The sequence below is a fragment of the Streptosporangium sp. NPDC020072 genome (assembly GCF_040631445.1).
GTDB lineage: Bacteria > Actinomycetota > Actinomycetes > Streptosporangiales > Streptosporangiaceae > Streptosporangium.
The window spans coordinates 139,448-163,921 of record NZ_JBEYAB010000015.1; the positions used below are offsets into that span (position 1 = coordinate 139,448).

General features: G+C 70.2%; 21 protein-coding genes. 13 read left to right on the forward strand and 8 right to left on the reverse strand.

Translation table 11 applies throughout. The features are described from left to right. Window positions 1-444: 444 nt before the first annotated feature. The gene (locus tag ABZ470_RS32350; RefSeq protein ID WP_362916204.1) at window positions 445-729 is read left to right on the forward strand and encodes a transposase; all 285 of its coding nucleotides are present in this window, start codon (window positions 445-447) and stop codon (window positions 727-729) included. A gap of 114 nt (window positions 730-843) precedes the next feature. Here ABZ470_RS32350 and ABZ470_RS32355 read toward each other — a convergent pair whose 3' ends face one another. Beyond that, window positions 844-1,209 carry a hypothetical protein gene (locus tag ABZ470_RS32355; protein ID WP_362916206.1) on the reverse strand — a complete coding sequence of 122 codons (366 nt, stop codon included), beginning with the start codon at window positions 1,207-1,209 and terminating at the stop codon, window positions 844-846. 365 nt (window positions 1,210-1,574) lie between these two features. Then, on the reverse strand, window positions 1,575-1,742 hold the full coding sequence (locus ABZ470_RS32360) for a hypothetical protein (RefSeq protein ID WP_362916208.1): 168 nt from the start codon (window positions 1,740-1,742) through the stop codon (window positions 1,575-1,577). A 290-nt stretch (window positions 1,743-2,032) separates the two neighbouring features. Here ABZ470_RS32360 and ABZ470_RS32365 point away from each other — a divergent pair, with 290 nt between their 5' ends. The 10 genes from ABZ470_RS32365 (at window position 2,033) to ABZ470_RS32410 (ending at window position 7,876) form a co-directional block, all read left to right on the forward strand. Continuing rightward, the gene (locus tag ABZ470_RS32365; protein WP_362916210.1) at window positions 2,033-2,929 is read left to right on the forward strand and encodes a helix-turn-helix domain-containing protein; all 897 of its coding nucleotides are present in this window, start codon (window positions 2,033-2,035) and stop codon (window positions 2,927-2,929) included. Beyond that, on the forward strand, window positions 2,926-3,216 hold the full coding sequence (locus ABZ470_RS32370) for a hypothetical protein (RefSeq protein WP_362916211.1): 291 nt from the start codon (window positions 2,926-2,928) through the stop codon (window positions 3,214-3,216). The genes ABZ470_RS32365 and ABZ470_RS32370 overlap by 4 nt, the downstream gene beginning before the upstream one ends. Window positions 3,217-3,315: 99 nt before the next feature. Continuing rightward, entirely contained in the window at window positions 3,316-3,561 is a 246-nt protein-coding gene (locus ABZ470_RS32375; RefSeq protein WP_362916213.1) for a hypothetical protein, read from the forward strand. 138 nt (window positions 3,562-3,699) lie between these two features. Beyond that, entirely contained in the window at window positions 3,700-3,921 is a 222-nt protein-coding gene (locus ABZ470_RS32380) for a hypothetical protein (protein ID WP_362772976.1), read from the forward strand. Beyond that, window positions 3,918-4,292 (forward strand): hypothetical protein, encoded by a 375-nt coding sequence (locus ABZ470_RS32385; RefSeq protein WP_362916215.1) that lies wholly within the window; start codon window positions 3,918-3,920, stop codon window positions 4,290-4,292. The genes ABZ470_RS32380 and ABZ470_RS32385 overlap by 4 nt, the downstream gene beginning before the upstream one ends. 59 nt (window positions 4,293-4,351) lie before the next feature. Next, on the forward strand, window positions 4,352-4,642 hold the full coding sequence (locus ABZ470_RS32390; RefSeq protein WP_362772982.1) for a hypothetical protein: 291 nt from the start codon (window positions 4,352-4,354) through the stop codon (window positions 4,640-4,642). A 459-nt stretch (window positions 4,643-5,101) separates the two neighbouring features. Next, complete coding sequence (locus ABZ470_RS32395) at window positions 5,102-5,335, forward strand: hypothetical protein (RefSeq protein ID WP_362916217.1); 234 nt, start codon at window positions 5,102-5,104, stop codon at window positions 5,333-5,335. A 13-nt stretch (window positions 5,336-5,348) separates the two neighbouring features. Continuing rightward, a complete protein-coding gene (locus ABZ470_RS32400; RefSeq protein WP_352010139.1) occupies window positions 5,349-5,567 on the forward strand; it encodes a BldC family transcriptional regulator in 219 nt (72 codons plus the stop codon). Between the two features lie 54 nt (window positions 5,568-5,621). Further along, on the forward strand, window positions 5,622-6,353 hold the full coding sequence (locus ABZ470_RS32405) for an AAA family ATPase (protein WP_362916219.1): 732 nt from the start codon (window positions 5,622-5,624) through the stop codon (window positions 6,351-6,353). A gap of 308 nt (window positions 6,354-6,661) precedes the next feature. Continuing rightward, the gene (locus ABZ470_RS32410; RefSeq protein ID WP_362916221.1) at window positions 6,662-7,876 is read left to right on the forward strand and encodes a PQQ-binding-like beta-propeller repeat protein; all 1,215 of its coding nucleotides are present in this window, start codon (window positions 6,662-6,664) and stop codon (window positions 7,874-7,876) included. Between the two features lie 228 nt (window positions 7,877-8,104). Here the strand turns inward: ABZ470_RS32410 and ABZ470_RS32415 are convergent, their stop codons facing one another. Further along, complete coding sequence (locus ABZ470_RS32415; RefSeq protein ID WP_362916223.1) at window positions 8,105-9,670, reverse strand: succinic semialdehyde dehydrogenase; 1,566 nt, start codon at window positions 9,668-9,670, stop codon at window positions 8,105-8,107. 85 nt (window positions 9,671-9,755) lie between these two features. On the opposite strand from ABZ470_RS32415, the gene ABZ470_RS32420 reads away from it, so the two are divergent. Beyond that, complete coding sequence (locus ABZ470_RS32420; RefSeq protein WP_352010149.1) at window positions 9,756-11,828, forward strand: beta-propeller domain-containing protein; 2,073 nt, start codon at window positions 9,756-9,758, stop codon at window positions 11,826-11,828. Window positions 11,829-12,027: 199 nt separating this feature from the next. After that, window positions 12,028-14,952, forward strand: coding sequence for a M36 family metallopeptidase (locus ABZ470_RS32425; RefSeq protein ID WP_362916225.1), 2,925 nt, complete (start codon window positions 12,028-12,030; stop codon window positions 14,950-14,952). Between the two features lie 96 nt (window positions 14,953-15,048). On the opposite strand, the gene ABZ470_RS32430 is transcribed toward ABZ470_RS32425, so the two are convergent. The 5 genes from ABZ470_RS32430 to ABZ470_RS32450 all read right to left on the reverse strand — a co-directional run bounded on the left by ABZ470_RS32430 (window position 15,049) and on the right by ABZ470_RS32450 (window position 24,217). Next, a complete protein-coding gene (locus tag ABZ470_RS32430) occupies window positions 15,049-15,549 on the reverse strand; it encodes an NUDIX hydrolase (RefSeq protein WP_362916227.1) in 501 nt (166 codons plus the stop codon). A 64-nt stretch (window positions 15,550-15,613) separates the two neighbouring features. Further along, window positions 15,614-19,255 (reverse strand): CDP-glycerol glycerophosphotransferase family protein, encoded by a 3,642-nt coding sequence (locus ABZ470_RS32435; RefSeq protein ID WP_362916229.1) that lies wholly within the window; start codon window positions 19,253-19,255, stop codon window positions 15,614-15,616. A gap of 76 nt (window positions 19,256-19,331) precedes the next feature. After that, complete coding sequence (locus ABZ470_RS32440; protein WP_362916231.1) at window positions 19,332-21,059, reverse strand: glycosyltransferase; 1,728 nt, start codon at window positions 21,057-21,059, stop codon at window positions 19,332-19,334. A gap of 18 nt (window positions 21,060-21,077) precedes the next feature. Then, window positions 21,078-23,231, reverse strand: a complete 2,154-nt coding sequence (locus ABZ470_RS32445) for a glycosyltransferase (RefSeq protein ID WP_362916233.1) — start codon at window positions 23,229-23,231, stop codon at window positions 21,078-21,080. Then, on the reverse strand, window positions 23,228-24,217 hold the full coding sequence (locus ABZ470_RS32450; protein ID WP_352015506.1) for a class I SAM-dependent methyltransferase: 990 nt from the start codon (window positions 24,215-24,217) through the stop codon (window positions 23,228-23,230). Before ABZ470_RS32450 ends, ABZ470_RS32445 begins: the two co-directional genes overlap by 4 nt. Between the last annotated feature and the right edge of the window lie 257 nt (window positions 24,218-24,474).

Consider the following 24,474-nt stretch of genomic DNA (forward strand, 5'->3'; position numbering starts at 1 on the left):
ATAAACCCCCTGCTCCCGGAGCCGGCTTCGGCCCATGGCCACCTCAAACGACCGGCTTTTGCGTCCATCGCCCCAGTTGAGCCCAGCCAGCCTGCACAAAGGCGACAGGCCGGCACGCGCCTGGCGGTGGCGACCGGCCTATCCACGCGGGGGTGCCCGGCCGATGCCCATGCCCGGTGCACCTGCGGCCCGGCAAGGCGGGCCGTGGCGTTCTTGGCCTCGCTGTAGTCCCGGGGAAATTTCCACCGGATTTGCCTGACCTGCACTGACGTGAGCCTGTTCCGTTTGTTGATCACTTCCGCTCCGATTCGTCCGGTCCTGACCGGTGGCGGTGTGGGAGTGGTCGATGTCGACTCGGATGTTCTCCGAAAACTGGGAGCTGTTTGAGGCTCGGATCTAGGTCAGGCCGGAGAGCGGGCTGGCTGTGGCTGGTAGAACTCGGACGTGGCGCGTTTTGATGTGACGGATGCCGAGTGGGCGTTGATCGAGCCGTATCTGCCGCTGGCGGCCACCGGGCCGTTGCCGCGGCGGGTGCAGGATCAGTTCAACGGGATCCTGTGGCGCTTCCGTACCGGTTCGGGCTGGCGTGATGTGCCGGAACGCCACGGGTCGTGGTCCACGCTGTGTTCCCCGTTCAACGGCTGGGCCAAGGCCCCGGAAAGCTACGAGGCCGGGCTCCACCTCCGAGGTTCGATCATGTGGCTGAAGCTCCTCACCTCAACCACATGATCCAAACCCCAAACAGTTCCTAGAGGCCCTTTTACCAGAGGCGGACGGCCGCCTCCATCCACAGACGTTCGGCTGCGCGACCTGCGCGTCGCCTGGGTCCATTGTGCCCGGCTGTCAGGACTCCAGTTCGATGCGTTCGAAGATGTCGGCGTCGGTCTGGCGCTGCCATTCGGGGAGGTCGTCCCAGTCGGCGACGTAGGACGGCTTGGGGTCGGGGATGTGCTTGTGGATCTGGGCGATCCAGCAGAGGGCCACGAAGCGCCCCTTCTGCTCACGGGTGAGCTTGCCGGTGTTCCCGCCGCTGACCCTGATGAACTCGGCCACCTGCCCGTAGACCGCGGCGGCGGCCTCCCGCTCCCATTCGGGGGTCTGGTCCCACGGGGTGACGTAACCGGGCTTGGGCTCACCGGGAAAGTACTTCAGAACACCGGCGATCCAGGCCTCCCGAAAAACACGACCGTTTTCAGCCGTGGCACTCATCGAAAACTCCTCTCGTTCAGACGGAACCGGACAACTGAGTGATACGAGGAAGCAGAGAAATGAACCATCGCCTTCCCGGCTTGATCAATGCTTCCTGGCTGTTCCACACGGCAGAAGACCTTCCCGTCATGTGATTGGGCGCCCCGTGCCGCGTAGAACGCCAGGACAGCGGGGTTGTCGTGGGCGGCCGTCCACTCCACACGTGAACACCCACTTCAGTGGCTGCCTGACCAGGCGCATCCGTCAACGCACACCCACCCCCTGCTTGCGGGCATCGCCCCGCACGAACAGCTCCTTCAGATACAAGGACTTCTCCGCTCCGGCCGCAGGCCACAGGAACGGTAGGAGGCCCCAAGACCCTCCCTTCACGCCAGCAGGACATGGGCGACCGAATGCGGGCCGAACAGCAGCCGGATGATCTGGTCAGCGCACTCATCATCTGAGGGAGCGCCACCATGATGCACCTCGATCTCGTCAATCAGTTTGGCGAGCACCAACGCATCAGCACGTACGGCCCGCTCGATGATGATCATCCGATTGCCCCGTTTCTCACGAAGACGTCACGAACGGTGTCGTCGACCTCGGTAACGACGGCTCAGGACCGTACGGACGTCAAGGGTCATGCCGACAGGCTCCACTTCCGTAGCGAGATGAGTGCTCACTCGAAGTCTGTTCGTCGCACCTTATTGGTTAAAGGGATAATCCGGGTGATCGCGCACGGCCATCGATTGGTTTCCAGAAAAAACCAATGGTGAACCCTTCACACGGGAACCACCTCACGTCATAACCTGAAATTGCGACATCGTGAGGAAGGTGCAGTGCCTTGAGTGACGTCAGCACGACAGTCGGACAACGTCTGCAAGCCAACCGCCTCAACCGTGGCTACACCCAGGCCGAGCTCGCGCGCCGCGCGGGTGTCAGCGTGGATCTGATCTCGATGCTGGAACGCGACGTGCGTGAGTCCATGTCGTGGGCGTCGATGGTGAAACTGGCACGAGCCCTCGACATCGACCCGGGTGTCATCGCCGGGAAGTCCTCGCGGCTGGATCGCGTTCCGGGGGCTTCGGCGCTGGCGGTGCGGGACGCGGTCATCAGTCCCGACCTGTTTGAGCTTCATCCTGATCATGACGGTGAGCCGACGTCCCTGGCGGAACTCTGGCGGCTGATCGAAAGGGCGTACGGTGCCTACTTCGGTGGCGAGTTCGGGGTTCTCGCCGCCGAGCTGCCAGGGTTGATCAACGAATGTCGCCTGCTTGAGGCTACGGACCCGGCGGCGGCCGCTCCGCTGTCTCACGCCTGGCAACTCGCCGGGTCGGTCCTGGTGCACACCGGCCGCGACGACGCGGCGGCCATCGCTGCCGAACGCGCGATCCAGGCGGCTCGGGCGGGAAGCGACGAATGGCGCCTGGCCACCCAATACGGGGTCTACTGCTGGGTGATGCTGCACCAAGGTCGGGCGGACGAGTCGGAGCGCCTCGCCATGCGTGCCGCCGACGCCGTGGAGCCTTCGATGTCGAGGGCGGCGCCGGAGCAGATCGCCGTCTGGGGAGGCCTCGTCCTCCAGGCCGCCGTCGCGCGCGGAAGCGTCGGCGATGTGGACGGCGCGGAGGACTATCTCAGGATGGCGGCGGCGGCAGCGGCCCGGCTGGAACCGACCGGCATGACTACTGGACGTCGTTCGGACCCACACATGTCGCGATCCAGACCACCCACATCATGACCGCCGCGCATCGGCCCGACCGGGCGCTGAAAGCCTCTCGGGCCGTGAACCCGCAGGGTTTGTTCAAGGTCCAGTACGGGCGTCATCTGCTGGATGTGAGCCGGGCATTTCTGGAGCGACGCCGTACCGACGAGGCCGAGGAGGCCGCCGCGCGGGCGCTGGACCTGTCCGCTGAATGGTTCCGCCATCAGGCGGTCGCGGAAACCCTTGTGCATGATCTTGTAGAGCGCAAAACTCGCCTTAATGCCAGATTGCGCATTTTGCTCCAAGGGGTCGAACACAACTGACCTACGGTCCGTACATCATGTACGACGCCTTTTCCCCTCGCCATGAATCCCTACATGGCGTCCCTGGGTAGAAACGAATCGGCCCCCTAGTCTCAGCGCATGGGCTTTCGCGACAACAGCTCGCTGCACTATTGGGGCGAGGAGGACGAAGAGCATCTGATCCGGCTCCGCGAGCGGTTTCCCGACTGGCGGATCTGGTACGGCCAGGACGAGAAGCGTAAAACATCCGGCTGGTACGCCATACGGCCCCTTCCATCCGAAGAGGGTTCCCCTCGGGAGATCGAAGCCGAAACGGCCCTCGCACTCACCCGGCTCTTGGAGAAGGAAGACACCACGTCGCCGTAGCGAACCGTGTGATTCGCCGCACCGAATTTCCGTTCGGCTTCCGTTTTCTGACGAACCGAGGTTCGGGGCGCATTGCGATTCGCGGCATTCCCTATCCATTTCTTTCAGCACAAGAATCGAACAGTGGAGGTCGGTCCTGTGCACGATGGCAAGTCCGAGCCGACGGCGATCCCGGGGTGGCGGCTGATCATCAGTGATGCCGGGCGGTTCTGGGCCGTTCGCAACCGGGCCTTTCCGCGTACGGCGTTGCGGGCCGGGGCGGAGCCGGCGGTGGACGCCGACACCTTCGAGGAGGTCCGCGAGGCCGTGGCCAAGCAGGAGGAGAAGGCCCGGGGCGCCGTTGAGGGGGTGCCTTCGTGACGGGGCGTCATCGGGACGGCCTGCCGTACGCGCCGGTGTATCGGCGGGTGTGGGACGGCCCGGCCCGCGCTGAGGCTGAACGGATCAACCAGTCGTGGGCGGACTGGACCGTCCTCTACAGCCTGGGTCATCGCCGCTTCTACGCGATGGCGGGTTGGGACAACCCTCGGCCGGTGGTCGTCGAGGACATCACCGGTGAGGGGTTGGAGGAGCGGATGCGAGAGGCGGAGATGATCCGGGCGATCCGGCCCTCCCCGATGCCGGTTCGCGCGGAGGTTTCCCTCAGGAGGGGTGAGCCTTCCGGGGTGGCGGTCGTTGAGGAGACGGCGTCCACCGATGGTCGGCGTTCACCGGACGGGAGGGCGGCATGATGCTCCCGTCCTGGGCACCTCGTCAAGTTTCTGAGTTTTCCGATCGAGCCTGTAACACCGTGCAGGCGGCTCATCCGGACTGGCTGGTCTTTCACAGCTCGCGGTCCGGGCTGTGGAGCGCCTATCGGAGTGTCCTGTCCGGCAGGCCGTACCCCGGGGCGGTGCTGTTGGTGCGGGCCGAGTCAGCCGAGGAACTGGACCGTAAGTTGAGCGCCCAGGTGTCTCCGGCGGTGCCGCCGAGCATCCAGGCCGTCGCCGTCGCCCGCGCCCTGCGGGCTCGAACCGCCCGGGGCTCCCGGGCCGTCATGCCGGGTCGGTCCACGACGTTGCGCAGACTTCTGCGCTCCTGAAGCCGGTACGGCGGGCGGTGGAACGTCATCCCACCCGTCGCGCGCCGTACCCATGAACGTGCGGCTCAGGTGGGAGGGACCTGGGCCGCACACCCTCGCGAGACGGCTCCCATGCGCGTTGGGGAAGGGGAACCGTCTGGCGCACCGGCCCCGCGTATGTGGGGCCGGTCCTCCTCCAGGGTGCCCGGCCCGTGCTCCCCGGCTCCGGGCCTGGCACCCGCCCTCGCGTCACCGCTCCACTCGACCCGGACGATCAGAAGTCCCGGCCCGGACGATCGGAAGTCCCGGCCCGGACGATCGGAAGTCCCGGCCCGGACGATCGGAAGTCCCGGCCGGGTGAAGGCTCCGGCCTCATGGCCCGGATGAACGAAGACGCCTGGACCTCACGGTTCGAGTGATCGGAAGCCCCACCCGAACGATGACGGGCCGAGCGAAATCCGCCTCCCCACCAGGACGACCATGACCGACGACGAGCGACGACTGATCGACCTGCTGATCAGCACCCATCCCGGCTGGCGGTACGAGTACCTCCACCTGCCCGGCCTGCCCCGGTGGTGGGCCATCCGCTACGAACCACTGCGCCTCCACCAGCGCGAAGCAGGGGCCCGCGACATGCTCGGCCGTACGTCCCTGCGCCGCCTCGCCAGGGCCCTGGCCCGGCATGACGAGATCCTCCACCGAAGCCGCCACTGAAGGAGAGCCCTCCATGTCCCCACTCAAGGCCGTCGCCCCGGACGGCACCTTCGCCACCGGACCGGACACCACCGAACGGCTTCTCACCCCCGGCGAGGTGGCCCGCATCTTCGGCGTGGACCCCAAGACCGTCAACCGATGGGCCCTCACCGGGAAGATCCCCTCCGTCCGCACTCCCAGCAGGCAGCGCCGTTACCGGGAGAGCGACATCAACGCCCTCCTCAACGCCTGACGTCACCGACGTGCCCGGACGGCCATATCGTGAGCCGCGTCGAGGGGAGAGGGGATGACCTTGTTGCTCACTCGGTTGACCGCCAGGTGGGTGCCTGAGGGGTGGGCAGGGACCGTACCCGCCATCCGGCACCTTGTTGAGAACGGGCTTGAGGTGACCACGCCGGTCACCTTCCTCGTCGGGGAGAACGGCTCGGGCAAGTCGACACTCGTCGAGGCCGTCGCCGATGTGTGCCGGGTCAACTCGGAGGGCGGCAAGGCGGGCACCATGTACTCCAGCACCGGGCCCGCCACACCGCTCGGGGAGGTGCTCGACGCCGAGCTGACCTCGAAGGGACTGCGGCTCATCCACGGGCCGAGGCTGAAGCGGCGGGTGTTCTTCCTCCGGGCTGAGACACTGTTCAACCTGGGACAGAACGTGTCCGGCCGGTACGGCTTCTGGGAGCAGGACCTGACCCGGCAGTCCCACGGGGAGGGGTTCCTCACCGTCTTGGAGCGGATGGTCTCCGGCCCCGGGCTCTATCTGATGGACGAGCCCGAGGCGGCGCTGTCCTTCGCCTCCTGTCTGCGGCTGATGGCGCTGATGAACCGGGTGGCCGGAGAGGGCGGGCAGATCATCTGCGCCACCCACTCGCCGATCCTCTCCAGCCTTCCGGGCGCGCGAATCCTCGAACTCGGCGACGACGGCATCCAGGAGACCGAGTGGGACCGGCTCCAGGTCGTCGATCACTGGCGCCGTTTCCTCGCCAGGCCGGATCTCTACCTGCGGTACGCCCTGGAGGACTGACGGCCTCGGTTGACCGGGTCGCCATTTACGCGGGCTTCAGCACACCGGCGATCCAGGCTTCCGGAAAGCACGACCGTTTCCGATCGGAGCGCTCAACAGGAAATCCTCTCATTCAGGTCGACTTCGCCGGAGCCGTAGGGGGTCGGTGGTCGGCGTCCGTCGACGAACACGACCGTCCCAGTGATCGACAAGCCGTTCTCCAGCGCCCGCCCATAGCGTCGTTCGGAGCCTTCGCGCCGGGCGCGAAGCCAGAGCCGGCTCCAGGCGTGCGAGCACCCCCGAGAAGAGATAGCGGTGAGGTCCGGGAGATGAAGAGTGCAGGCGGGCGTCGGTGGAGCGGATGGCGGCGGGCGGTCACAGGGCTGGCGATCGGCGCTCTGGTCGTCGTCTCAGGGTTCGTGTGGCGGACGGTGACGACGACCGTGACCATGACCCCTTCCTGGACCTACGACATCGGCTACAGGGCCTCCGCTCCGGCGGTGGCCGACGGTGTGGTGTACGTCCTCGGCGAGGACAGGATGTACGCCCTGGACGCGGCCACCGGCGAGCCACGCTGGACCCACGACCTTCCCGGTGTGCCTTCAGCGGTCGGCTATTCCGATCCTGTGGTGGCCGAGGGTGTCGTGTACACCACCGATGACGGCAGGATGTACGCCCTGGACGCGGTGACCGGCGAGCGGCGCTGGACCCATGACACCCGTAACCGCGCCAGGGTCGGCTTCAGCCCGACGGCGACCGGCGACGCCCTGTATTTCAGCGACGAGACAGGCAGGGTGTACGCACTGGACACGACCACCGGCAAGCAACGCTGGACCCGTGGAACCGGCGGCGGTGGCTTCAGGCCGGTGGTGGCCGGGGACGCCGTGTACGTCGGCGACGGAGCGGGCAGGGTGTACGCCCTGGACGCGGCCACCGGCAAGCAACGCTGGACCCACGAAGTCCGTAACCGCGCCGGGGTCGACTTCAGCCCGACGGCGACCGGCGACACCCTGTACTTCAGCGACGAGACAGGCAGGGTGTACGCACTGGACACGACCACCGGCGAACAACGCTGGACCCGTGAGATCGGCCTCGGCCTCTACGTCCGTCCGATGGTGGCCGACGGTGTCGTGTACGTCGGCGGCGCCAGGGTGTACGCCCTGGACGCGGCGACCGGCGAACAGCGCTGGATCTCCGAAACCAGCGGCCCCTACGTCAGTGTGACGCCGGTCGGCGGTGTCGTGTACGTCCGCGACGTCGAGGGCGACATGCGCGCCCTGGACGCGGTGACCGGCGAGCGACGCTGGACCTACGAGGTCTCCGATGGCGACTACTACCCCGATGATTCGGTGGTGGCCAACGGGGTGGTGTATCTCGACGATGACGGCGAGAGCGTGGTGCGCGCCCTGGACGCGGCCACCGGCGAGCAACGCTGGATCTACGAAACCGGCGGCGGGATCCACAGGCCGGTGGTAGCCGACGGTGTCGTGTACATCTCCACCAGCGGCGACAAGCTACATGCCGTGAGAGCGGCGACGGGGTGAGGCCGACCGGCGACATCTGCGGCAGTGCCACCGCACGACCTACCGCTCTCGAACAGACCGTCAACCGCTGGGCGTTGGCCGGAAGGATCCCTTCCGTCCGCGCCCCGGCATGCAGCGCCTTACCGGGGAGAGCGACATCAACGCCGGACACCGCTGACGCGCACGGACGGCCATGTCGTGAACCGCGTCGAGGAGACCTGCGCCACGCCCTGCGGGACTGACGGCCGCCTACTTGAGGTGGAACCTCTTCATAGTCTTCAGGAGGCTCGTCAGGGTGTCGGCGTATTTGTCGTAGGTCATCCCGAGGATGGGTTCGAAGCCGAGCCAGGAGGCCTGACTGGCTATGGTCTGCGCCTCGGTGAACTTCAGCAGGCCCTCGGAGCCGTGACGACGACCCAGGCCGGAGGACTTCATGCCCCCCATGGGCGCGTCGTAGGAGGCGTAGGCGGAGCCGTACCCCTCGTTGAGGTTGACCGTCCCGGCCTTGACCCGGGCGGCGAGGGCACGGCCCCGGGCAAGGTTCCCGGTCCAGATCGAGGCGTTGAGGCCGTAGGCGGTGTCGTTGGCCCGCTCGACCGCCTCCTCCTCGTCGCCGACGCGGTAGACGGAGACGACGGGGCCGAAGGTCTCGTCACGGCACAGCGCCATGCCGTCCTCGACGCCGGTCAGGATCGTGGGCTCGTAGAACAGCGGGCCGAGGTCGGGGCGCGCCTTTCCTCCGGCGAGGACCTTGGCTCCCTTGGCGACGGCGTCGTCCACGTGGGCGCTGACGGCGTCGAGCTGGCGGCGGGAGGTGAGCGAGCCCATCTGCACGGCCCAGTCGAGGCCGGAGCCGAGCTTCATGTTCCTGGTCTGGCGGACGAACCGGTCGACGAAGGCGTCGTACACGGCGTCGTGGACGTAGAGCCGTTCGATGGAGATGCACAGCTGCCCGGCGTTGGTGAAGCAGGCGCGCAGCGCGCCCTGGGCGGCCACGTCGAGGTCGGCGTCGTCGAGCACGATCATCGGGTTCTTGCCGCCGAGTTCGAGGGAGCAGCCGACCAGCCGGGAGGCGGCGGCCTCGGCGATCTTTCTGCCGCCCCGGGTCGAGCCGGTGAACGCCACGTAGTCGGCCTCGGCGATCAGCGGGTCGCCGACCTCGTCAGGCTCGCCGAGGACGACCTGCCAGATGTCGCGGGGCATCCCGAGGGAGACGAGCAGGTCGATCGTCCACAGCGTGGACAGGGCGGTCTGGGTGTCGGGCTTGTGGACCACGGCGTTGCCCGCGAGCAGGGCGGGGACGAGGTCGGTCACCCCGAGGGACAGGGGGTAGTTCCACGGGGAGATCAGCGCCACGACGCCCTTGGGGTGGCGGGTCTCGGTCACCTTGGTCGCCATGGGGAAGATGCCCGCCCTGCGCCGGGGGGCGAGGAGGGCGGGCGCGCGCCGTACGTAGTGGAGCGTGCAGCCCGCGACGTCGAGCACCTCCTCGAAGGCGTGCCTGCGGGCCTTGCCGGTCTCCCACTGGACCACGTCGAGGATCTCCTCGCGCCGGTCGAGGATGGCGTCGTGCAGCAGCAGGAACGGCCTGGCCCGCTCGTGCACCGGCAGCGCGGCCCACTCCCGCTGGGCCGCGCGGGCCTTGGCGTACGCGGCGCGGACGTCCTGCGCGGTCGAGACGGGCATGTCCGCGAGGGGTTCCTCGGTGAACGGCGCGACGATCGTCCGTTTCCCTCCACCGGAGGTCACCTGCTGAACGATGCGTGCGATCATCGCCGGGTCGAGGGTCCGGTTCACACCGACAGTGACAGCCATGTTCGAAGAGTATTCCGGGTGACCGCCGCTGACTACCGGGCGGTAATGGCATGAACCGGACGCGATGACGATCCGTGTAGGGGGCATGAGGACATCCATTCGTACGGCGGGCGCCGTCACTCTCGCCGCCGCGCTGTTCACCACGGGGTGCAGCGGTTCGACGGGGTCGGCGGACGGGGAGAGCCGTACGGCACCGGTCGTGGAGCTGGGGAAGGTCAAACTGGTCTCCTACAGCGGCTGCGACGACATGCTGGCCGGGCTGCGGGCCGCGGCGGCCAAGCAGGTCGGTCCGTGGGGGTTCGGGGGGCCGCAGATCATGTACGCCCGTTCCGACGTCGCCGAGGCCAAGGCCATCGGGTCGGGGCAGGACCAGGCGAACCAGGAGCACTCGACCACGAACACCCACGAGGCCGGGGTCGACGAACCCGACATGGTCAAGACCGACGGCAACCGGGTGATCACGGTGAACCGCGGGGTGCTGCGGGTGATCGACGCCGCGACCAAGAAGATCACCGGAACGCTCAAGCTGGTCAGCCCCGAGCAGTCGTGGGCCCCGGCCGACCTGCTGGTCAGCGGGGACAGGGCGCTGGTGCTCTTCTCCGGAGGCGGGATCATCCCCTACGGCGCCGTGGCCAAGCAGGCGCCGAGCCCGGGACCGCGTTACGTGCTCGTCGACCTGTCCGGGGAGCCGAAGGTCATCGGCTCGCTGACCCCGAACGGCTCGCACGTGGACGCCAGGATGATCGGCTCGACGGTGCGGATCGTGGTCCGCAGCCAGCCCGACATCCCCTTCCCCGACCTGGGCCCCAAGCTCTCCGAGCAGGAGAGGACCCTGAAGAACAGGGCGACCGTCAACGGCGCGCCGATCACGGCGTGGCTGCCGACGTTCGAGACGGCCGACGCCAAGGGCGTCTCCGTCAAGAAGTCGGTCGGCTGTGAGCGGGTCAGCCACCCCGACGACTACACCGGCACCTCGCTGCTGACCGTGCACACCCTCGACCTGTCCCAGGGGCTCGCCGACACCGCGCCGATCAGCGTCGCCGCCGACGGCGACACGGTGTACGGCACCGGCACCAGCCTGTACGTGGCCAGCAACCCGCGCTGGTGGTGGTGGCCGAGGCCGATCGACGACGTCGTCCCGATGGAGGACGCTCCGACCGGCACCCCGGCCGAGAGCGGCTCCGCGCAGGCTCCGCAGGTCGAGCCGACGCAGGAGGACCCGTCGGCTCCCCCGGTCGATCCGTCGGCCGACCCGACTCCCACCCCTGAGGAGACGCCGAAGCAGCCGCCGGAGGAGACCGAGATCCACCGGTTCGACATCAGTGCGCCGGGAGCACCCCGTTACGTCGCCTCGGGGAAGGTGTCGGGACGGCTGATCAACCAGTACGCCATGTCGGAGTACCAGGGGCACCTGCGGGTCGCGACGACCACGAACTCCACCGTCTTCCGCTCCGCCGAGAACAGTTCGAGCACCGTCCACGTCCTGAAGGACGACACGCTGGCCAAGGTCGGCGAGATCGGCGGCCTGGGCGACGGCGAGCGGATCTACTCGGTCAGGTTCATCGGCCCGGTCGGCTACGTGGTCACCTTCAAGCAGGTCGACCCGCTCTACACGCTCGACCTGAGCGACCCGGCCAACCCGAGGAAGACCGGCGAGCTGAAGATCACCGGTTACTCCGCCTACCTGCACCCCGCCGGTGACGGACGGCTGATCGGCATCGGCCAGGAGGCGAACACCGAGGGCCGTACGCTCGGCACCCAGGTCTCGCTCTTCGACGTGAGCGACCCGGCCAACCCGCGTCGTCTGTCGCAGATGTTCCAGAAGGACTCCGGCTCGGAGGCCGAGTGGGACCCGCACGCCTTCCTGTACTGGGCCAAGACGGGCATGGCGGTGCTGCCGCTGAACACCTGGGACGGTACGGCGAACACCACCGGCTCCGCGCTGGTCCTCAAGATCGACGACTCCGCCGTCACCAGGACGGGGACCGTCGTCCACCCCAAGCCGAAGCCCGTGAAGAAGGGTGAGCCGATCCTGTTCGACCCGACCGTCCGCCGCGCGGTCGTCATCGGCGACGGCCTGTGGACGTTCTCCGAGCAGGGCGTGAAGGTCAACGCCATGGACGGCCTCGCCGAGCGGTCCTGGATCCCGTTCGACTGACGGTACGGCGGCACGCCCCGGCCTTCCCCCGGGGCGTGCCGGCCGTGCTTTCACGGCCCCGCCGGGACGTGCTTTTACACGGACATATCCCCCTTTACAAGATCTTGTCAGGCCACTTCGGGGGGTGTTACCTCTTGCGCAACGCACGTGACCCACGTGCCGCATGGCCAACGACGGCCAACTCTGCGCAGGAGGATCGGTGTCGACCAAACCCTGGTTACGCATCACCGTCATAGCCGCCGCGACAGCGGCGCTCGCACTCCCCCTCCCGGGACTCGCCCAGGAAAAGCCCGGCGGGCAGGCCCAGGGAACGCACGACTTCCAGGCCGAGGAGCACGAGAAGCCCGACCTGGACAACCGCAGGGGCACCGTGGCCCCGCCCGCCTCGCTGGCCAAGGCCGCGGGGGCGACGATCCGCTGGAACTCCCTGGGCACCCCGGCCGTCGTCACCGGCGCGCTGGACACGGCCGCGGGGGTCGTACCGCTCGCCGAGGGTCTCGGCGCCGACCCCGAGCAGGCCGCCCGCGCCTACCTCAAGGCCAACGAACCGCTCTTCGGCCTGTCCGCCGAGGAGGTGGACGCCCTGGAGAAGGTCGCGGCCAACCCCATCGGGGACGGCCACGCCGTACTGCTCCGGCAGCGGTTCGGTGGCCTGCCCGCCGGTGTGGACGGGCAGGTCGCGATCGGCGTGGTGGACGGCAAGGTCCTGCACGTCACCTCGACCCTGGCCCGTTCGAGCGCGGCGCCGCCCGCCGCGAGGATCACCGAGCGGCGGGCGCTTGAGGTCGCCGCCGCCGACGGCGCGATCGACCTGGCCACCGCGAGCGTGAAGAAGGTCACCCTCGTCGCGGTGCCCGCCCCCGACGGCACGCACAGCGCCTTCCAGGTCACCCTCATCGGTGGCGGCCAGGGTGAGGCCGCCGCCTACACCACCCACGTGGACGCGGTCAGCGGCGAGATCCTCACCCGCGAGAACCTGGTCGACCACGCCTTCCAGCCGGACGACCCGCGCTGGAAGGGCTTCACCGCCAACCCTCCGGCCGACTACTCCTCGACCGACAACCGGGTGACCTGGTGTTACAGGCCCGGTCCCGGCTGTGACCAGGCGCCCGTCGGCGACGCCGCGACCGGCAAGGCCTGGGACGTGGACCACGCCACGGGCACGCCGAGCGGCACCAGCGTCGGCAACTCCGCCAAGACCTTCGAGAACCGCGCCAGCAACGATCCCTACACCGTCGGCACCCGCAGCAACGTGGCCACGCCCTCCCGCGAGTACGCCTACCCGTGGACCAACACGTGGTACAAGGCCAAGTGCGATCCGGCGACCTTCGACCGGCCCGGCGAGGCCGACCTCGAAGCGGCCATCGCGAACCTGCACGTCATGCACAACCGGATGCACGACTGGTCCTACAAGCTCGGTTTCACCGAGACCGCGTGGAACATGCAGAGCGACAACGGCGACCGCGGCGGCCTCGGCGGCGACCCCGAGCAGGGCAACGCCCAGGCGGGTGCCAGGGACCTCACCGTCCGCGACAACGCCAACCAGATCACCGGCCCCGACGGGCTCGCGCCGATCACCAACATGTACCTCTGGCAGCCCATCGCGGGTTCGTTCTACGCGCCGTGCGTGGACGGCGACTACGACATGTCGGTGATCGGGCACGAGTACACCCACGCCATCTCCGGCCGCATGGTCGGCGGCCCTGACGCCGGGTGGAGCGGCGCCCAGGCGGGTGCCATGAACGAGAGCACCTCCGACCTGTTCGCCATGGAGTACCTCTTCGAGAACGGCTTCCGCCCCGCGGGCGACACGCCGTACGTCACGGGTGGCTACGTCACCGGCGACAAGAAGGCCGGAATCCGCAACTACGACATGTCGAAGTCACCGCTCAACTACAGCGACATCGCCTACGACCTGGTCGGACAGCAGGTGCACGCCGACGGTGAGATCTGGACCGCCACCCAGTACGACGTGCGCCAGGCCTTCGTCGACAAGTACGGCAAGGGCGTCCCGGCCCAGCAGCGGGCCTGCGCCGACGGCGTCCTGTCCGTCAACCACTGCCCGGGCAACCGGCGCTGGGCGCAGGTCTCCTTCGACGCGCTGCTGCTGATGGCCTCCGGGTCGGTCAGCTACGTCGACCACCGTGACGCGCTGCTGGCGGCCGACGCCATCCGCTTCGGCGGCAGGGACAAGGACATCATGTGGCGGGCCTTCGCCGAGCACGGCCTCGGCAAGGGCGCGGCGAGCAACGGCCCCGGCGACCCCGACCCGACGCCCAGCTTCGTCGACCCCGAGGGCAGGAACGGCAAGGTACGGCTCGGCCCGCTCGTCGGCGCCGGGGACGCCAAGCTGCGCCTGTACGTCGGCGACTACGAGGGCCGCGCCGTACCGGTGGCCGACACCGACCCGGCGACCCCGCTCGGCGACACCGCGGAGCTGACCCCCGGCACCTACGGCTTCCTCGTGGTCGGTGAGGGCTTCGGCCACACCCGCCTCAAGCTGACCGTACGGCCCGGCAGGACGCTGGCCGTGCCGTCGGTCCTGGGGCGCAACCACGCCTCCGCCGCCCTGGGCGCGACGGCCTCGGGCGACGGCGTGAACCAGGCCAAGCTGATCGACGAGACCGAGGCGACCGACTGGGCCTCGCTCACCGGGCCGGTCAAGGGCAGGTCGGTGACCGTGGACCTGGCCGGGACCGCGCCGGTCACGATCCGCAGGGTCCAGGTCAGCTCCCTGCTGCGGCCCAACGTCAACGACCCCGCCGACCCCGGCGGCCAGAACCGCTTCAGCGCCCTGCGCGCCTTCGAGGTGCTGGCCTGCGACGCGACCAGGAAGGACTGCTCCTCCCCCGCGTCGTACTCGGTCGTCTACACCAGCCCCGCCGACGCCTTCCAGACCCGTCTGCCGCGTCCCCGCGCCTCGGACCTGATCATCAAGTCCTTCCGCATCCCCGCGACCACCGCGACCCACCTGACCCTGCGGGCCGTCTCGTCCCAGTGCACCGGCAACCCGCTCTACGCCGGTGAGCAGGACAACGACCCCAACTCCTCGACCGACTGCGCCACCGCCAGCCCCCTGCGGGACCAGCTCAGGGCCGCCGAGTTCCAGGCCTTCTCCCGCTAGACCGCCCTGTCCGACGGAGCCGGGAAGGGCGGCTCCGGCCCCTGACCTTCCGACGCGCCGCTGAAAGCCCTCGAACCTCGGGGGCTTTCAGCCCGTTCAGACGCCGGTTGGCCGGTAGACGGTGGTGTGCCGCTCGCGGGCGGCGAGCGCCGCGGGGATCCGGGCCGCCGTGGCGGAGGACAGCATCGTGACGGCCCTGTCCACGGGCACGAAGGCGTGGTCGTCGAGTTCGGCGGTCTGCAGGCGGATGGGGGTGTCCCTCAGCGTTCCGCCGTCGAACAACAGGTGGACGAGGGGACGCGTGCGATACCCGTACGGCGGCGCCCAGTCCACGGTCAGGAGCCGGCCGAGCCGGATGGAGATCCCGAGTTCCTCGTCGAGTTCGCGGACACAGGCGTCCTCCGGGGCCTCGCCCTCCTCGGCCATCCCCCCGGGGACCAGCCAGTAGGGCTGGTAGTTGGGCTTGACCAGCAGGACATGCCCGTTCTCGTCGGTGATGAGGGCACCGGCGGCGACGTGCACGGTGGCCAGCCCGGCGTAGTAGATCTCCGGCTCGACCCAGGTGGACGACGCGGCCGGGACTGTGGGATCGGTCATCGGGTGATTTTTCCCTCCTCCTGCCGACTCTTCACATCGCCGGGAGCCCACCCGTTCCGAGCCGTCACGAGGGGCGTTCGTGGATGGCCTTTCGGGTTTGGCGGGGGATGTCGATCTCCGGGCGGTGGCCGAAGAGGTTGTCCACGAGTCTGGCGGCGGCCGCGCCGTCGGCCGGGGGCCGGAGGTCCGTCACGAAGGCGCGGTAGCGCTCGCCGTACTCGGCCCGCACCCCGTCGAGGTCGCGTACGGCCGCCGCCACCTCCCGCGTCGTGCGCAGCAACGGCCCGGGGGCCAGGGACTCCAGGTCGAAGGAGAAGCCGCGTACCTCGTCCCGGTAGTGCTCGAAGTCGTAGGTGTACAGCAGGATGGGCCGTCCGGTGATCGCGAAGTCGAACATCGCCGAGGAGTAGTCGGTGACGAGCACGTCGGCGACCAGGTAGAGGTCCCGGATGTCGGGATAGGCCGTGACGTCCAGGACGAACCCCGTCCCGGCCCGGGGAATCCGGTCGAAGGTGTTGGGGTGCCTGCGCACCATGACCACGTGGTCGTCGCCGAGGGCGCGCCACAGACGGTACAGGTCGAGACGCAGGTCGAAACGGGAACGGCCCTTGCCGTGGTACCTGTCGTCGCGCCAGGTCGGCGCGTACAGCACGACCTTCTTGCCCTCGGGCAGGCCGAGCCGTTCCCTGACGGCCGCGGCGGCACCAAGGGCGGCAGGACCAGAGGCCGTGGGACCACAGGCACCGGAGGCCACGAGCCCGGAGACCGCGGAGCCGGAGGCCCCGGGACCGGGGGGTGTCATGGGTTCCGGAGGCACCACCAGGCCGAGGGGTGCCCCGGGATCGAGCGCCACGGAGCCGGGGACAGCGGAGCCGGGGCGGGCCAGGGCGTCGTCGCGGGGGCTGCCGGTCTCCAGCACCTCCCCCTCGAAGCGGAAGGCCTCACGCAGGACCCGGGTGCTCCACGGTCCCTGCGTGACCAGGTGGGTCCACTGCCCGACCTCCCTGGTCAGCCGTTCCATGTGGATCGGCGCGGCCAGCGGCCCCCTGTCGATGCCGAAGCCGACCCGTTTGGGGGTGGCCCCGGGCCAGGTCTGCACGACCACCTGTCCCGGTCTTCGCCGGAACCACCTGGGCAGTGAGCCGTCGGTGACCACGTACCTGCAGGTCGCCAGCGCCTCGAAGTGCTCGCGGGTCGAGGTCGCGACCTGCGTGACCGTCTCCGGCAGCGTCACCTGACGGTCCCTGACGTGCCAGAGGAACTCAAGGGCGGTCCCCCTGCGCCGCAGTTCCTCGTAGATCGCCCTGGGGTCGCCGCAGAACCCCCGGCCCGCGCGGCTGTCGAAGAGGACGGCCTCACGCAGCGGCTCCTCCTCCCGCAGCCGGACGTGGAACCGGTCGCGCAGCACCCTTCTGTCCCTGACGCCCTGTCCCTCGCCGCGCAGGTCGCCGCCCACGGTGAGGGTGGGCACGCCGTCCCCACCGGTGTCGAAGGTCACCTCGCGCCACGCCCCGGTGTGGGTGACCGGCCCGCCGAGACGTGACAGGAGCCGCCGTTCACGCCCTCCCGCCCGTACGGCCAGGCCGTACGCCCCGGCGGGCAGGGGAAGCCGTCCGGCGAGGGTGGCGACCTCGCCCGGGGTGATCGTGACGGTGAAGCGCCCGCAGGACACGCGCAGCGGGAAGGTGTGCTCGTCGAAGCGGCTGCGTGAGGTCACGACCAGGTGGGCGGGTTCCGTCCCGGCGGCGGTCCCGGTCAGTTCCAGGTCGCCGTCCTGCGTCCACTCGGCCCGCAGGACGTGGTAGGCGTGGGCGTGCGCACGCAGGACGAGGGCCCCGGAGAGGGAGGGGCCCACGGTGAGGTCGCGGCCCGCGTGGCTGTGGCGGCTCCCGGCCACGGGGTCGGCGGCGACGGAGCCCGCGCCCGCCCCCTCGACCTCGATCCGCCACTCGGCCGGCACGTCGAGGAGCGTGGCCTCCGGGTTCGAGGCGGGCAGCGCGGGCAGCCGGGAGGTCAGCAGTTCGCCCAGTTCGACCATGGACAGGAAGCGTTCACCCATGACGTCGATAGGGAAGCGGTGCACGGCCCCGCCTCCGGCGTGGGAGACCAGCAGCACGGGGTTGGGGCCCGGGTCGTCGGCGACGTGGCCGGCCAGCAGCAGCCGGTCGTCGTCGAAGGAGCATCCGGTGACCACGAGCCGGTCGCGTTCGACGCGGACGCGGAACTCCCCCGACTCCGTCCAGTGGGGCCACAGCCGTACCCCCGGGCGTGGCTCGTGGTGGCCGGTCGGCGTCTCGACCGGGCCGTGCCTGCGCAGCCGGTCCCGCCTGAGCATGCCGCGGTGCACGATCCACAGGTCGACGTGCCAGTCCGTCCCGGCGGCCAGTTCGTCCGCGTCGACGGAGAGGCTGAAGCCGCACCAGTCCTGTTCCTCGCGGGAGACCAGCGAGTCTGCGGGGAAGACGGAGACGGGGACCCTGACGCCACGGCCCGTGTCCCGCCTGACGAACCAGGCGAACACGTGCTGGTGCCTGCGTTCGCGCGGGCTGAGGTACCTCAGCGTCACCCGGCCGTGCACGTGGAGCCTGCCGGCCTCCCAGCGGACGTCGTCGATCCGCTGACGGGGTTCGAGTTCGCCGCGCAGCCGGGTCACCCTGGAGGGAAGCGGCACGGGGGCGGCGAGGTGGTGACGGCCGCGGCGCCTGACCGCCTTGGCGTCCGGCGGGGCCGTACGCTCCCATTCGAGGAGTTCGATCAGTTCGGACATGCGGCGTTCGCGGACGAGGCGCCAGCGGGCCCGTTTCTGCGCGGGCAGCCGCGCGAAGACCTTCGGCCCCGCGTCGTCGAGATACTCGCGCGCCAGGTCGAGGAAGCGCCGCCGGAAGTCCTCCCCGCCCCGTTCCAGCGCGGGCAGGAAGACCGGCAGGTCGCCGTCGAGGACGGTCAGGTCCCAGGCGGGCACGTGCCTGGCGCGCCCGGTGGTGAGCAGGAAGTCCCGTACGGCGCGCACCGAGGCGAAGCGGTCCTCGACGCCCCTGACGTGCGCGCGGTCCTGGGTGATGGACAGGGAGTCACCGTCCCGCTCCCGCCACAGGTAGATCGGGCGGGCGAGCACGTCCACGGCCTCGGCGAGGAAGTGGGCGGGCAGGGCGACCGAGGTGTCCTCGTAGAGCACGCCCTCGGGGAAGCGCAGCCCGTGCTTCTCCCAGAACGAGCGCCGCCACAGCTTGTTGGTGACCAGGCGGTCCCGCAGCAGGACCTGCGCGCGGGTGACGTGGGTGCGGGCGAGACGCTCGGCGAAGGCGTCGCGGTGCATGTTCGACTGCCAGGCTCCCCTGCCGTTGAACCGGTGCACGTTGCCCGTGACAAGGTCGGAACCGCTCTCGGCGAGGGTGACCGCCATGGTCTCCAGCGCGTACGGCGGAAGCATGTCGTCGCTGTCGACGAAGGCGAACAGTTCCCCCGAGGCGGCCCGCAGTCCCGCGTTGCGCGCCGCGCCGAGCCCGGCGTTCGCCTGGCGCACCAGCAGGAAGCGCCCGTCCCGTTCGGCGAACCGCGCGGCGATCTCCGCGCCCGCGTCGGGGGACCCGTCGTCGACCATGACGACCTCGATGTCCCGCCAGGTCTGGCAGGCGAGTGATTCCAGGCAGGCCGCGAGGTACGGCTCCACGTCGTAGATCGGAACGATCACACTCAGAGCTGGCATGGTGTGGACTCCCATGGCTGGAGTGGACGGGATCCGGCATTCCGGCCTGCCCGGTTGAATGTCGTCTGCCCGGTTCTCATCCCGGACGGCTCCCGCCACGGGAGCGGGAGTGCCTGCTACGGCGGATGCCCGCGACGGTCAGCGCCTTCCTGGCGGCCCTGCTGAGGAAGCGGTACAGCCCCCGGGCGGGGGTGCGGGCGAGTACGGCCCGCAGCCGGGTCCTCTTCCGCTTGCGCCGTTTCGCCTTGGCGGAGGTCTTGGCGGAGGCTTTGGCGGAGGCTTTGGCGGGCTTCTTCTCCTCGGCCCGTTCCATCGGCAGCAGGCCCCAGGTCTCCCCGTCGAGCCACTGCGTGCCGAAGGTGGCCTCGACGAGGTCCTCCAGTTCGGGGCCGCCGCCCCGCTCGGCGAGCAGTCCGGCGCGGCCGAAGGCGGCCGTCCTTTCGAGCCTGGCGGCCACCACCCCGCCCGCTCCCGTGTCGCTCCGTTCGGCCAGCGCCAGGGAGACCAGCCCGTAGCCGTTGTCGTCGGCCAGCCGTACGAGACGGGTCAGGCAGTCGGCCGCGGGCACCCAGCCCGGGGGGCAGGCGAATCTGAAGGGGGCGGGGAAGGCGCTCTCCGCCACGCTCTCCACGAGTTCGACACGCCTCTCGTGCGTGTAGAGCTCGTGGACGAGCCGCAGGTCGACGGTCGGGTCGTCCAGGGGCGCGCGGCGCCCGTCCCGCAGGGCGGACCACGGCCCGGCGACGGCGATCCTGACGTCGGCGACCGAGCCGCGCAGGAACCCGTCGACCGTGGCGCGGACCTGCTCGTAGGAGGCGTCCCCCACCTCGACCACGACCTCGACGTACGGCACCGCCCACTGCCTGACCGGGGGTTTGCGCAGCCACCTGAAGGTCGGCACCCGGTTGGCCAGGAAGACCCAGTTGTGCCGTTTGACCTCCTGCTCCCTGCGCATCACCGTGGAGGCGCCCAGGTGGCGGCTGCGGGACTCCCGGTCGGCGACGAAGACGGTGCCGGCCTGCGCGAGGCGGTAGCCGAGTTCGGTGTCCTCGGCCAGGACCAGGGAGGTGTCCATCCCCCCGGCGCGGCGCAGCAGGGAGGCGGGCAGGGACGCGCTGGCGCCGACGTGCACCTTGAAGGCCTCGAAGCGCGCCTCCCGAAGCCCGGCGGTCCGCTCGATGTACTCGCTGGTCCAGGTGTCGGTGACGTTGCTCTCCGCGCCCCCTGTACCCCCTGTGTCCCCCGCGTCCTCCGGGGAGGCGTCCTCGAAGAGTTTCTCCGTGGTGCCCGCGCTCACCGCGGCGTGCACCTCGGCCGGGGTGAGGCCCGGGTCCCAGGTCGCGACCATCTTGAACGTGCCGAGCACGGTGAGGTAGTCGGCCAGATGGTGCCAGCGCATCTGCGCCTCGACCTGTTCGCGGAAGAGGACCATGTCGGCGTCGAGCCAGTGGATGACCTCGCCCTCGGCCACGTCGGCCCCGCTCTGGCAGGCCCAGGCGCGCCCCCACCCGCCGGGACGGCTGCGCACGAGGCGGGTGCGTTCCGGGACGATCTCGGGCAGCGGCAACGGAGGTTCGGCGCCGTCGTCCACGACGACGACCTCCATCAGGTGGCTCGGATAGCTCTGCGCGGCCAGGCTGGCCAGGGTCAGCGGCAGAGTACGGCTGCGGTGGACGGGGACGACGACGCTGACCGTACGGCTCGGCGTCCACGCTCCCAGCACGGGGGGTGTCACGACGCCGAAGTCGTTGAGCCGGATCAGCGGCTGCGCCCCCCGCACCGGACGGGCGCGCGAGTCGTGCATGTTCATGGGCCCCTTCATCTATGCCTTGTCGCGCTCTCCGGTCGTGGAGAGCGCTTCCGTTTCCATCAGGGGGTTGGCGTGGAATCCCCTCCACTGCCGCCTGAACGACCGCAGGAAGGCGTTGATCGGCTCCTGCCAGGTGTGGCCTGAGGCCTCCCGGCGCCGGAGGATGTAGTTGAGGCCGTGGGTGCGGTAGACCCGGCCTCCGGCCGCGGTGACCGACTGCAGCAGCTGGCCGTCCACCGTGCGCGGGATCGGGCGGAAGCCTCCGGCGTTGTCGAACGCCGCACGGGACAGCAGCATGGTTCCGCCGGCCACGACGCCGGTGTACAGCTCGGTGGCCATGTCACGGCGTACGGTGACGCCGATCCGTTCCAGGTAGACGAACTCGGGCGCGGACCCGACCAGGTCGGCGCCGGAGTACCGCTGGGCGAGCAGCAGGTCCGACAGGTGGCCGGGGCCGTACCAGTCGTCGTCGTCCATCTTCGTCAGCCAGGCGCCCGAGGCCCGCTCCGCGGCCTGGTTGAGCGCCTCCCCGAAGACCATGCGCGCGTCGGCCTCGATCACGGTGATCGTCCCCTTGTGGGCGGCGACGGCCGCCGCGACGTCCGGGTGGTCGGCCCGGAAGCCGTGCAGGGTCAGGACGACCTCGACCTCGGGGCCGCGTTGTCTGCCCGCCTGCCGCAGGGCGAAGCCCACCATGTCGGGGCGCCGCGTGCACAGCAGCACGGAGACCGTCCCCGGCCCGGGGACGCGCAGGCCTCGCGCGGCGGCGAGCGAGCGCCACCTGCCCTCGACGCCGTGCAGGTCGAGCGCGAGGCGCCGCAGCCTGACGCTGTACTGCTCGCGGTCCAGGGCGTCGGTCAGCCGGGAGACGCTGAAGCCGTCCAGCAGGTCGGCCAGTTCGGCGCCGAGCAGGTCGCGCCAGGCCCCGGTGGGGGTGGCGACGACGGGGACACCCGCGGCGGCCAGCCCGCAGACCGTACGGGCGAGGCCGAGGGCTTCGGCGGCACTCCCGGTGAGGCTCCCGGTGGGATCCACTGTGGGATCCGCTGTGAGGTCGACGGTGACGCCCGCGAGGCCGCGCAGCCGGGAGACGTCGGTGTCGGTGAGGGCGCCGGACGGCGGGACGCGCACCACGACGTCCCCGGCGGCGATCTCATAGGCCCCCGAGCGTGCGGTCAGTTCGGCCACGGGTCCGTCCGCGGCGGGCAGGAACCCGATGGGGCAGACGGAGCGCTCGTCGATCGGCGCGATCAGGTCGGGCGTGAGAGGGCCGAGGACCGTGGCGGGACCCGGCCCTCTCACGCCCGGCCCGAAGCCCGGCTCAAGGCCCGACTCGAGGCCCGGGTCGAGGCCCGGGTCGAGGCCCGGGTCGAGGCCCGGTTCGAGGCCCGGGTCAGGACCAGGGTCGGAACCCAGGCCCGGTCCCAGGTCCGGGACGGGCGCGACGGGGCCGGGGACGAGGTTGGCCTGGGCGAGGAGCGCCGGGCGGGCGGGGACGAGCCGGGAGGCGGCACGGCGGGCGGGTTCCCGCCGGTCGATCGGGGCCGGCCCCTCCCCCAGCCAGTCCGGTGTCCCGCAGGAGGCGGCGCGGAGGCAGAGGTCTCCGCCCGAGGCGTCCCGCCGGGCGGGGACGGGGCCGGACAGGGGCGTGGGGGTGACGTTGGGATCCCCGGGACGCCAGTGGGCCGTCCCCGTACCCGCCAGGGCGACCACCGGGCCGTGCAGCCTCTCGCGGGCCGTGCCGCCCAGCCCCCTGGTCACGGCGCGCAGCACCTCCCCCGCCGGTACGGCCCTGCCGAAGGTCACCTCGACGCGCCACGCCCAGGCGGGCGGCCGTCCGCCGCTCACGTGGACCTCGCGCAGCGCGCGCCAGAACGCGGCCCCGTCGGGGACGGGCACCGGAGCCACCCGCCACGGCGGCGTCTCGGCGACCATGACCGTCAGCGTCCGCACCCGCGGCAGCATCCCCCCGTACGGCACGGCCCTGCGCAGGTCGGCGGAGGTCCTGGCGAGCAGCAGGAACCTCTCGCTCTCCTCGGCGATCACATGGTCGGCGGGGACGGCGTCCAGGTCCGTCCAGGTCGCGTCCGTCCCGTCGCGCAGTCTCGCCAGTACGGCGGGGCTCTCCTCGAACCCGATGTGGCAGCCGAGCACCTCGCGGTTCACATGCCGCCCCTGACGAAGACGTCCAGGCCCTTCTCCGCCGGGTGCGTGGTGCGGGTCACCTCGGGGAAGCGCAGCACCCAGCGGTCGCTGACCACCTTGTCGTCCGCCCTGGCCGCGTCGTCGAGGAAGAACGCGACCTGCTCGGAGCAGCGGGGCAGCAGCAGCGGAAGCGCGGGGTAGCGCGCGGCGGGCCCGGTGGCGCCGGGTGGCCCGTCCACGAAGACGAGGCCGACGTCCTCGACGCCGACGAGCGCCTCCCGGTCGTACCACAGGTAGGTCTCCATCCCCTCCAGCCAGGGCAGCAGGGGCGCGTCACGGATCTCGACGACGTCGGAGAGGCCGTGGGCACGGACCAGGTCGCGGCTGGCCTCGGCGTAGCGCGGCTCGTGTTCGAGCGCGACGACCTTCGCCCCGGTGCGTTCGGCGACGTAGCCGAGCCACACGCTCGACGACCCGCTGCCGCACTCGACGATGGTCTTCGGCCTGGTCCTGAGGATCCACCCGGTCATCATCCGCAGCACGTCGGGGGAGGCGGCCCAGCCTCTGAGCGGGGGAAGCGGAGCGCGGGGGGTGATGAGCGACCGCAGGTCGGCGAAGGCCTCGAACTGCGTGTACGAGCGGCCGATCTCCCGTTCCAGGGAGCGGTGCTGCCCGCCGACCCGCTCGAAGCCGTCCTCGACCAGCTGGTCGGTCCTGGTGAGGGAGCGCAGGCACTCGGCGTGCCGTGCCTCGCCCTTCTTCTCAAGGGAGCCGACCCTGCGCCCGACGCGGTTCAGCTCCCCGCACATCCGGCCGACCTTGGCCTCACCCCGCCGCAGCGCGCGCGTCAGGGAACGCCCGACGGCGAACGCCAGGCAGCCCGTCCCGGCTGCGAACCCGGCGGAAAGGGCGACCGGCAGGCGGGGGTCGAAGTCTCCCGCGCTGTAGGACAGCGCCGTGATCGCGATCACCACACCGGCGGCGACCCTGATTGTACGGCTGGGCATTCTTATCAACGGCATACGTACTTGGGCCTTTCGGGAAATTGCCCGCATGGATCGCATTCCAGCGCCACCGGCCATTCAACGGGCAACGTTGTGAAAATAACGTAGTGGCCTGTTCAAGACGGTGTTCCGTGCTTGGCCCGGCCTTTGCCGACCCCGTCCCAAGGGCTTGCGCGCCCCGAATACGGGACAGGAGAATTTCACCCGGCATCCGGGGAACCGCCTTCCGCGTGAAACATCCCACGATCCGCAGGACCATG

Bases quoted from the DNA above. Each gene is read 5' to 3' on its own strand.
- ABZ470_RS32440 (WP_362916231.1), bottom strand. From the start codon at position 21,059: ATGCACGACTCGCGCGCCCGTCCGGTGCGGGGGGCGCAGCCGCTGATC.
- ABZ470_RS32405 (WP_362916219.1), top strand. From the start codon at position 5,622: ATGACCTTGTTGCTCACTCGGTTGACCGCCAGGTGGGTGCCTGAGGGG.
- ABZ470_RS32395 (WP_362916217.1), top strand. From the start codon at position 5,102: ATGACCGACGACGAGCGACGACTGATCGACCTGCTGATCAGCACCCAT.
- ABZ470_RS32420 (WP_352010149.1), top strand. From the start codon at position 9,756: ATGAGGACATCCATTCGTACGGCGGGCGCCGTCACTCTCGCCGCCGCG.
- ABZ470_RS32450 (WP_352015506.1), bottom strand. From the start codon at position 24,217: ATGCCCAGCCGTACAATCAGGGTCGCCGCCGGTGTGGTGATCGCGATC.
- ABZ470_RS32435 (WP_362916229.1), bottom strand. From the start codon at position 19,255: ATGCCAGCTCTGAGTGTGATCGTTCCGATCTACGACGTGGAGCCGTAC.
- ABZ470_RS32370 (WP_362916211.1), top strand. From the start codon at position 2,926: ATGACCGCCGCGCATCGGCCCGACCGGGCGCTGAAAGCCTCTCGGGCC.
- ABZ470_RS32375 (WP_362916213.1), top strand. From the start codon at position 3,316: ATGGGCTTTCGCGACAACAGCTCGCTGCACTATTGGGGCGAGGAGGAC.
- ABZ470_RS32430 (WP_362916227.1), bottom strand. From the start codon at position 15,549: ATGACCGATCCCACAGTCCCGGCCGCGTCGTCCACCTGGGTCGAGCCG.
- ABZ470_RS32410 (WP_362916221.1), top strand. From the start codon at position 6,662: ATGAAGAGTGCAGGCGGGCGTCGGTGGAGCGGATGGCGGCGGGCGGTC.
- ABZ470_RS32415 (WP_362916223.1), bottom strand. From the start codon at position 9,670: ATGGCTGTCACTGTCGGTGTGAACCGGACCCTCGACCCGGCGATGATC.
- ABZ470_RS32360 (WP_362916208.1), bottom strand. From the start codon at position 1,742: ATGATCATCATCGAGCGGGCCGTACGTGCTGATGCGTTGGTGCTCGCC.
- ABZ470_RS32400 (WP_352010139.1), top strand. From the start codon at position 5,349: ATGTCCCCACTCAAGGCCGTCGCCCCGGACGGCACCTTCGCCACCGGA.
- ABZ470_RS32355 (WP_362916206.1), bottom strand. From the start codon at position 1,209: ATGAGTGCCACGGCTGAAAACGGTCGTGTTTTTCGGGAGGCCTGGATC.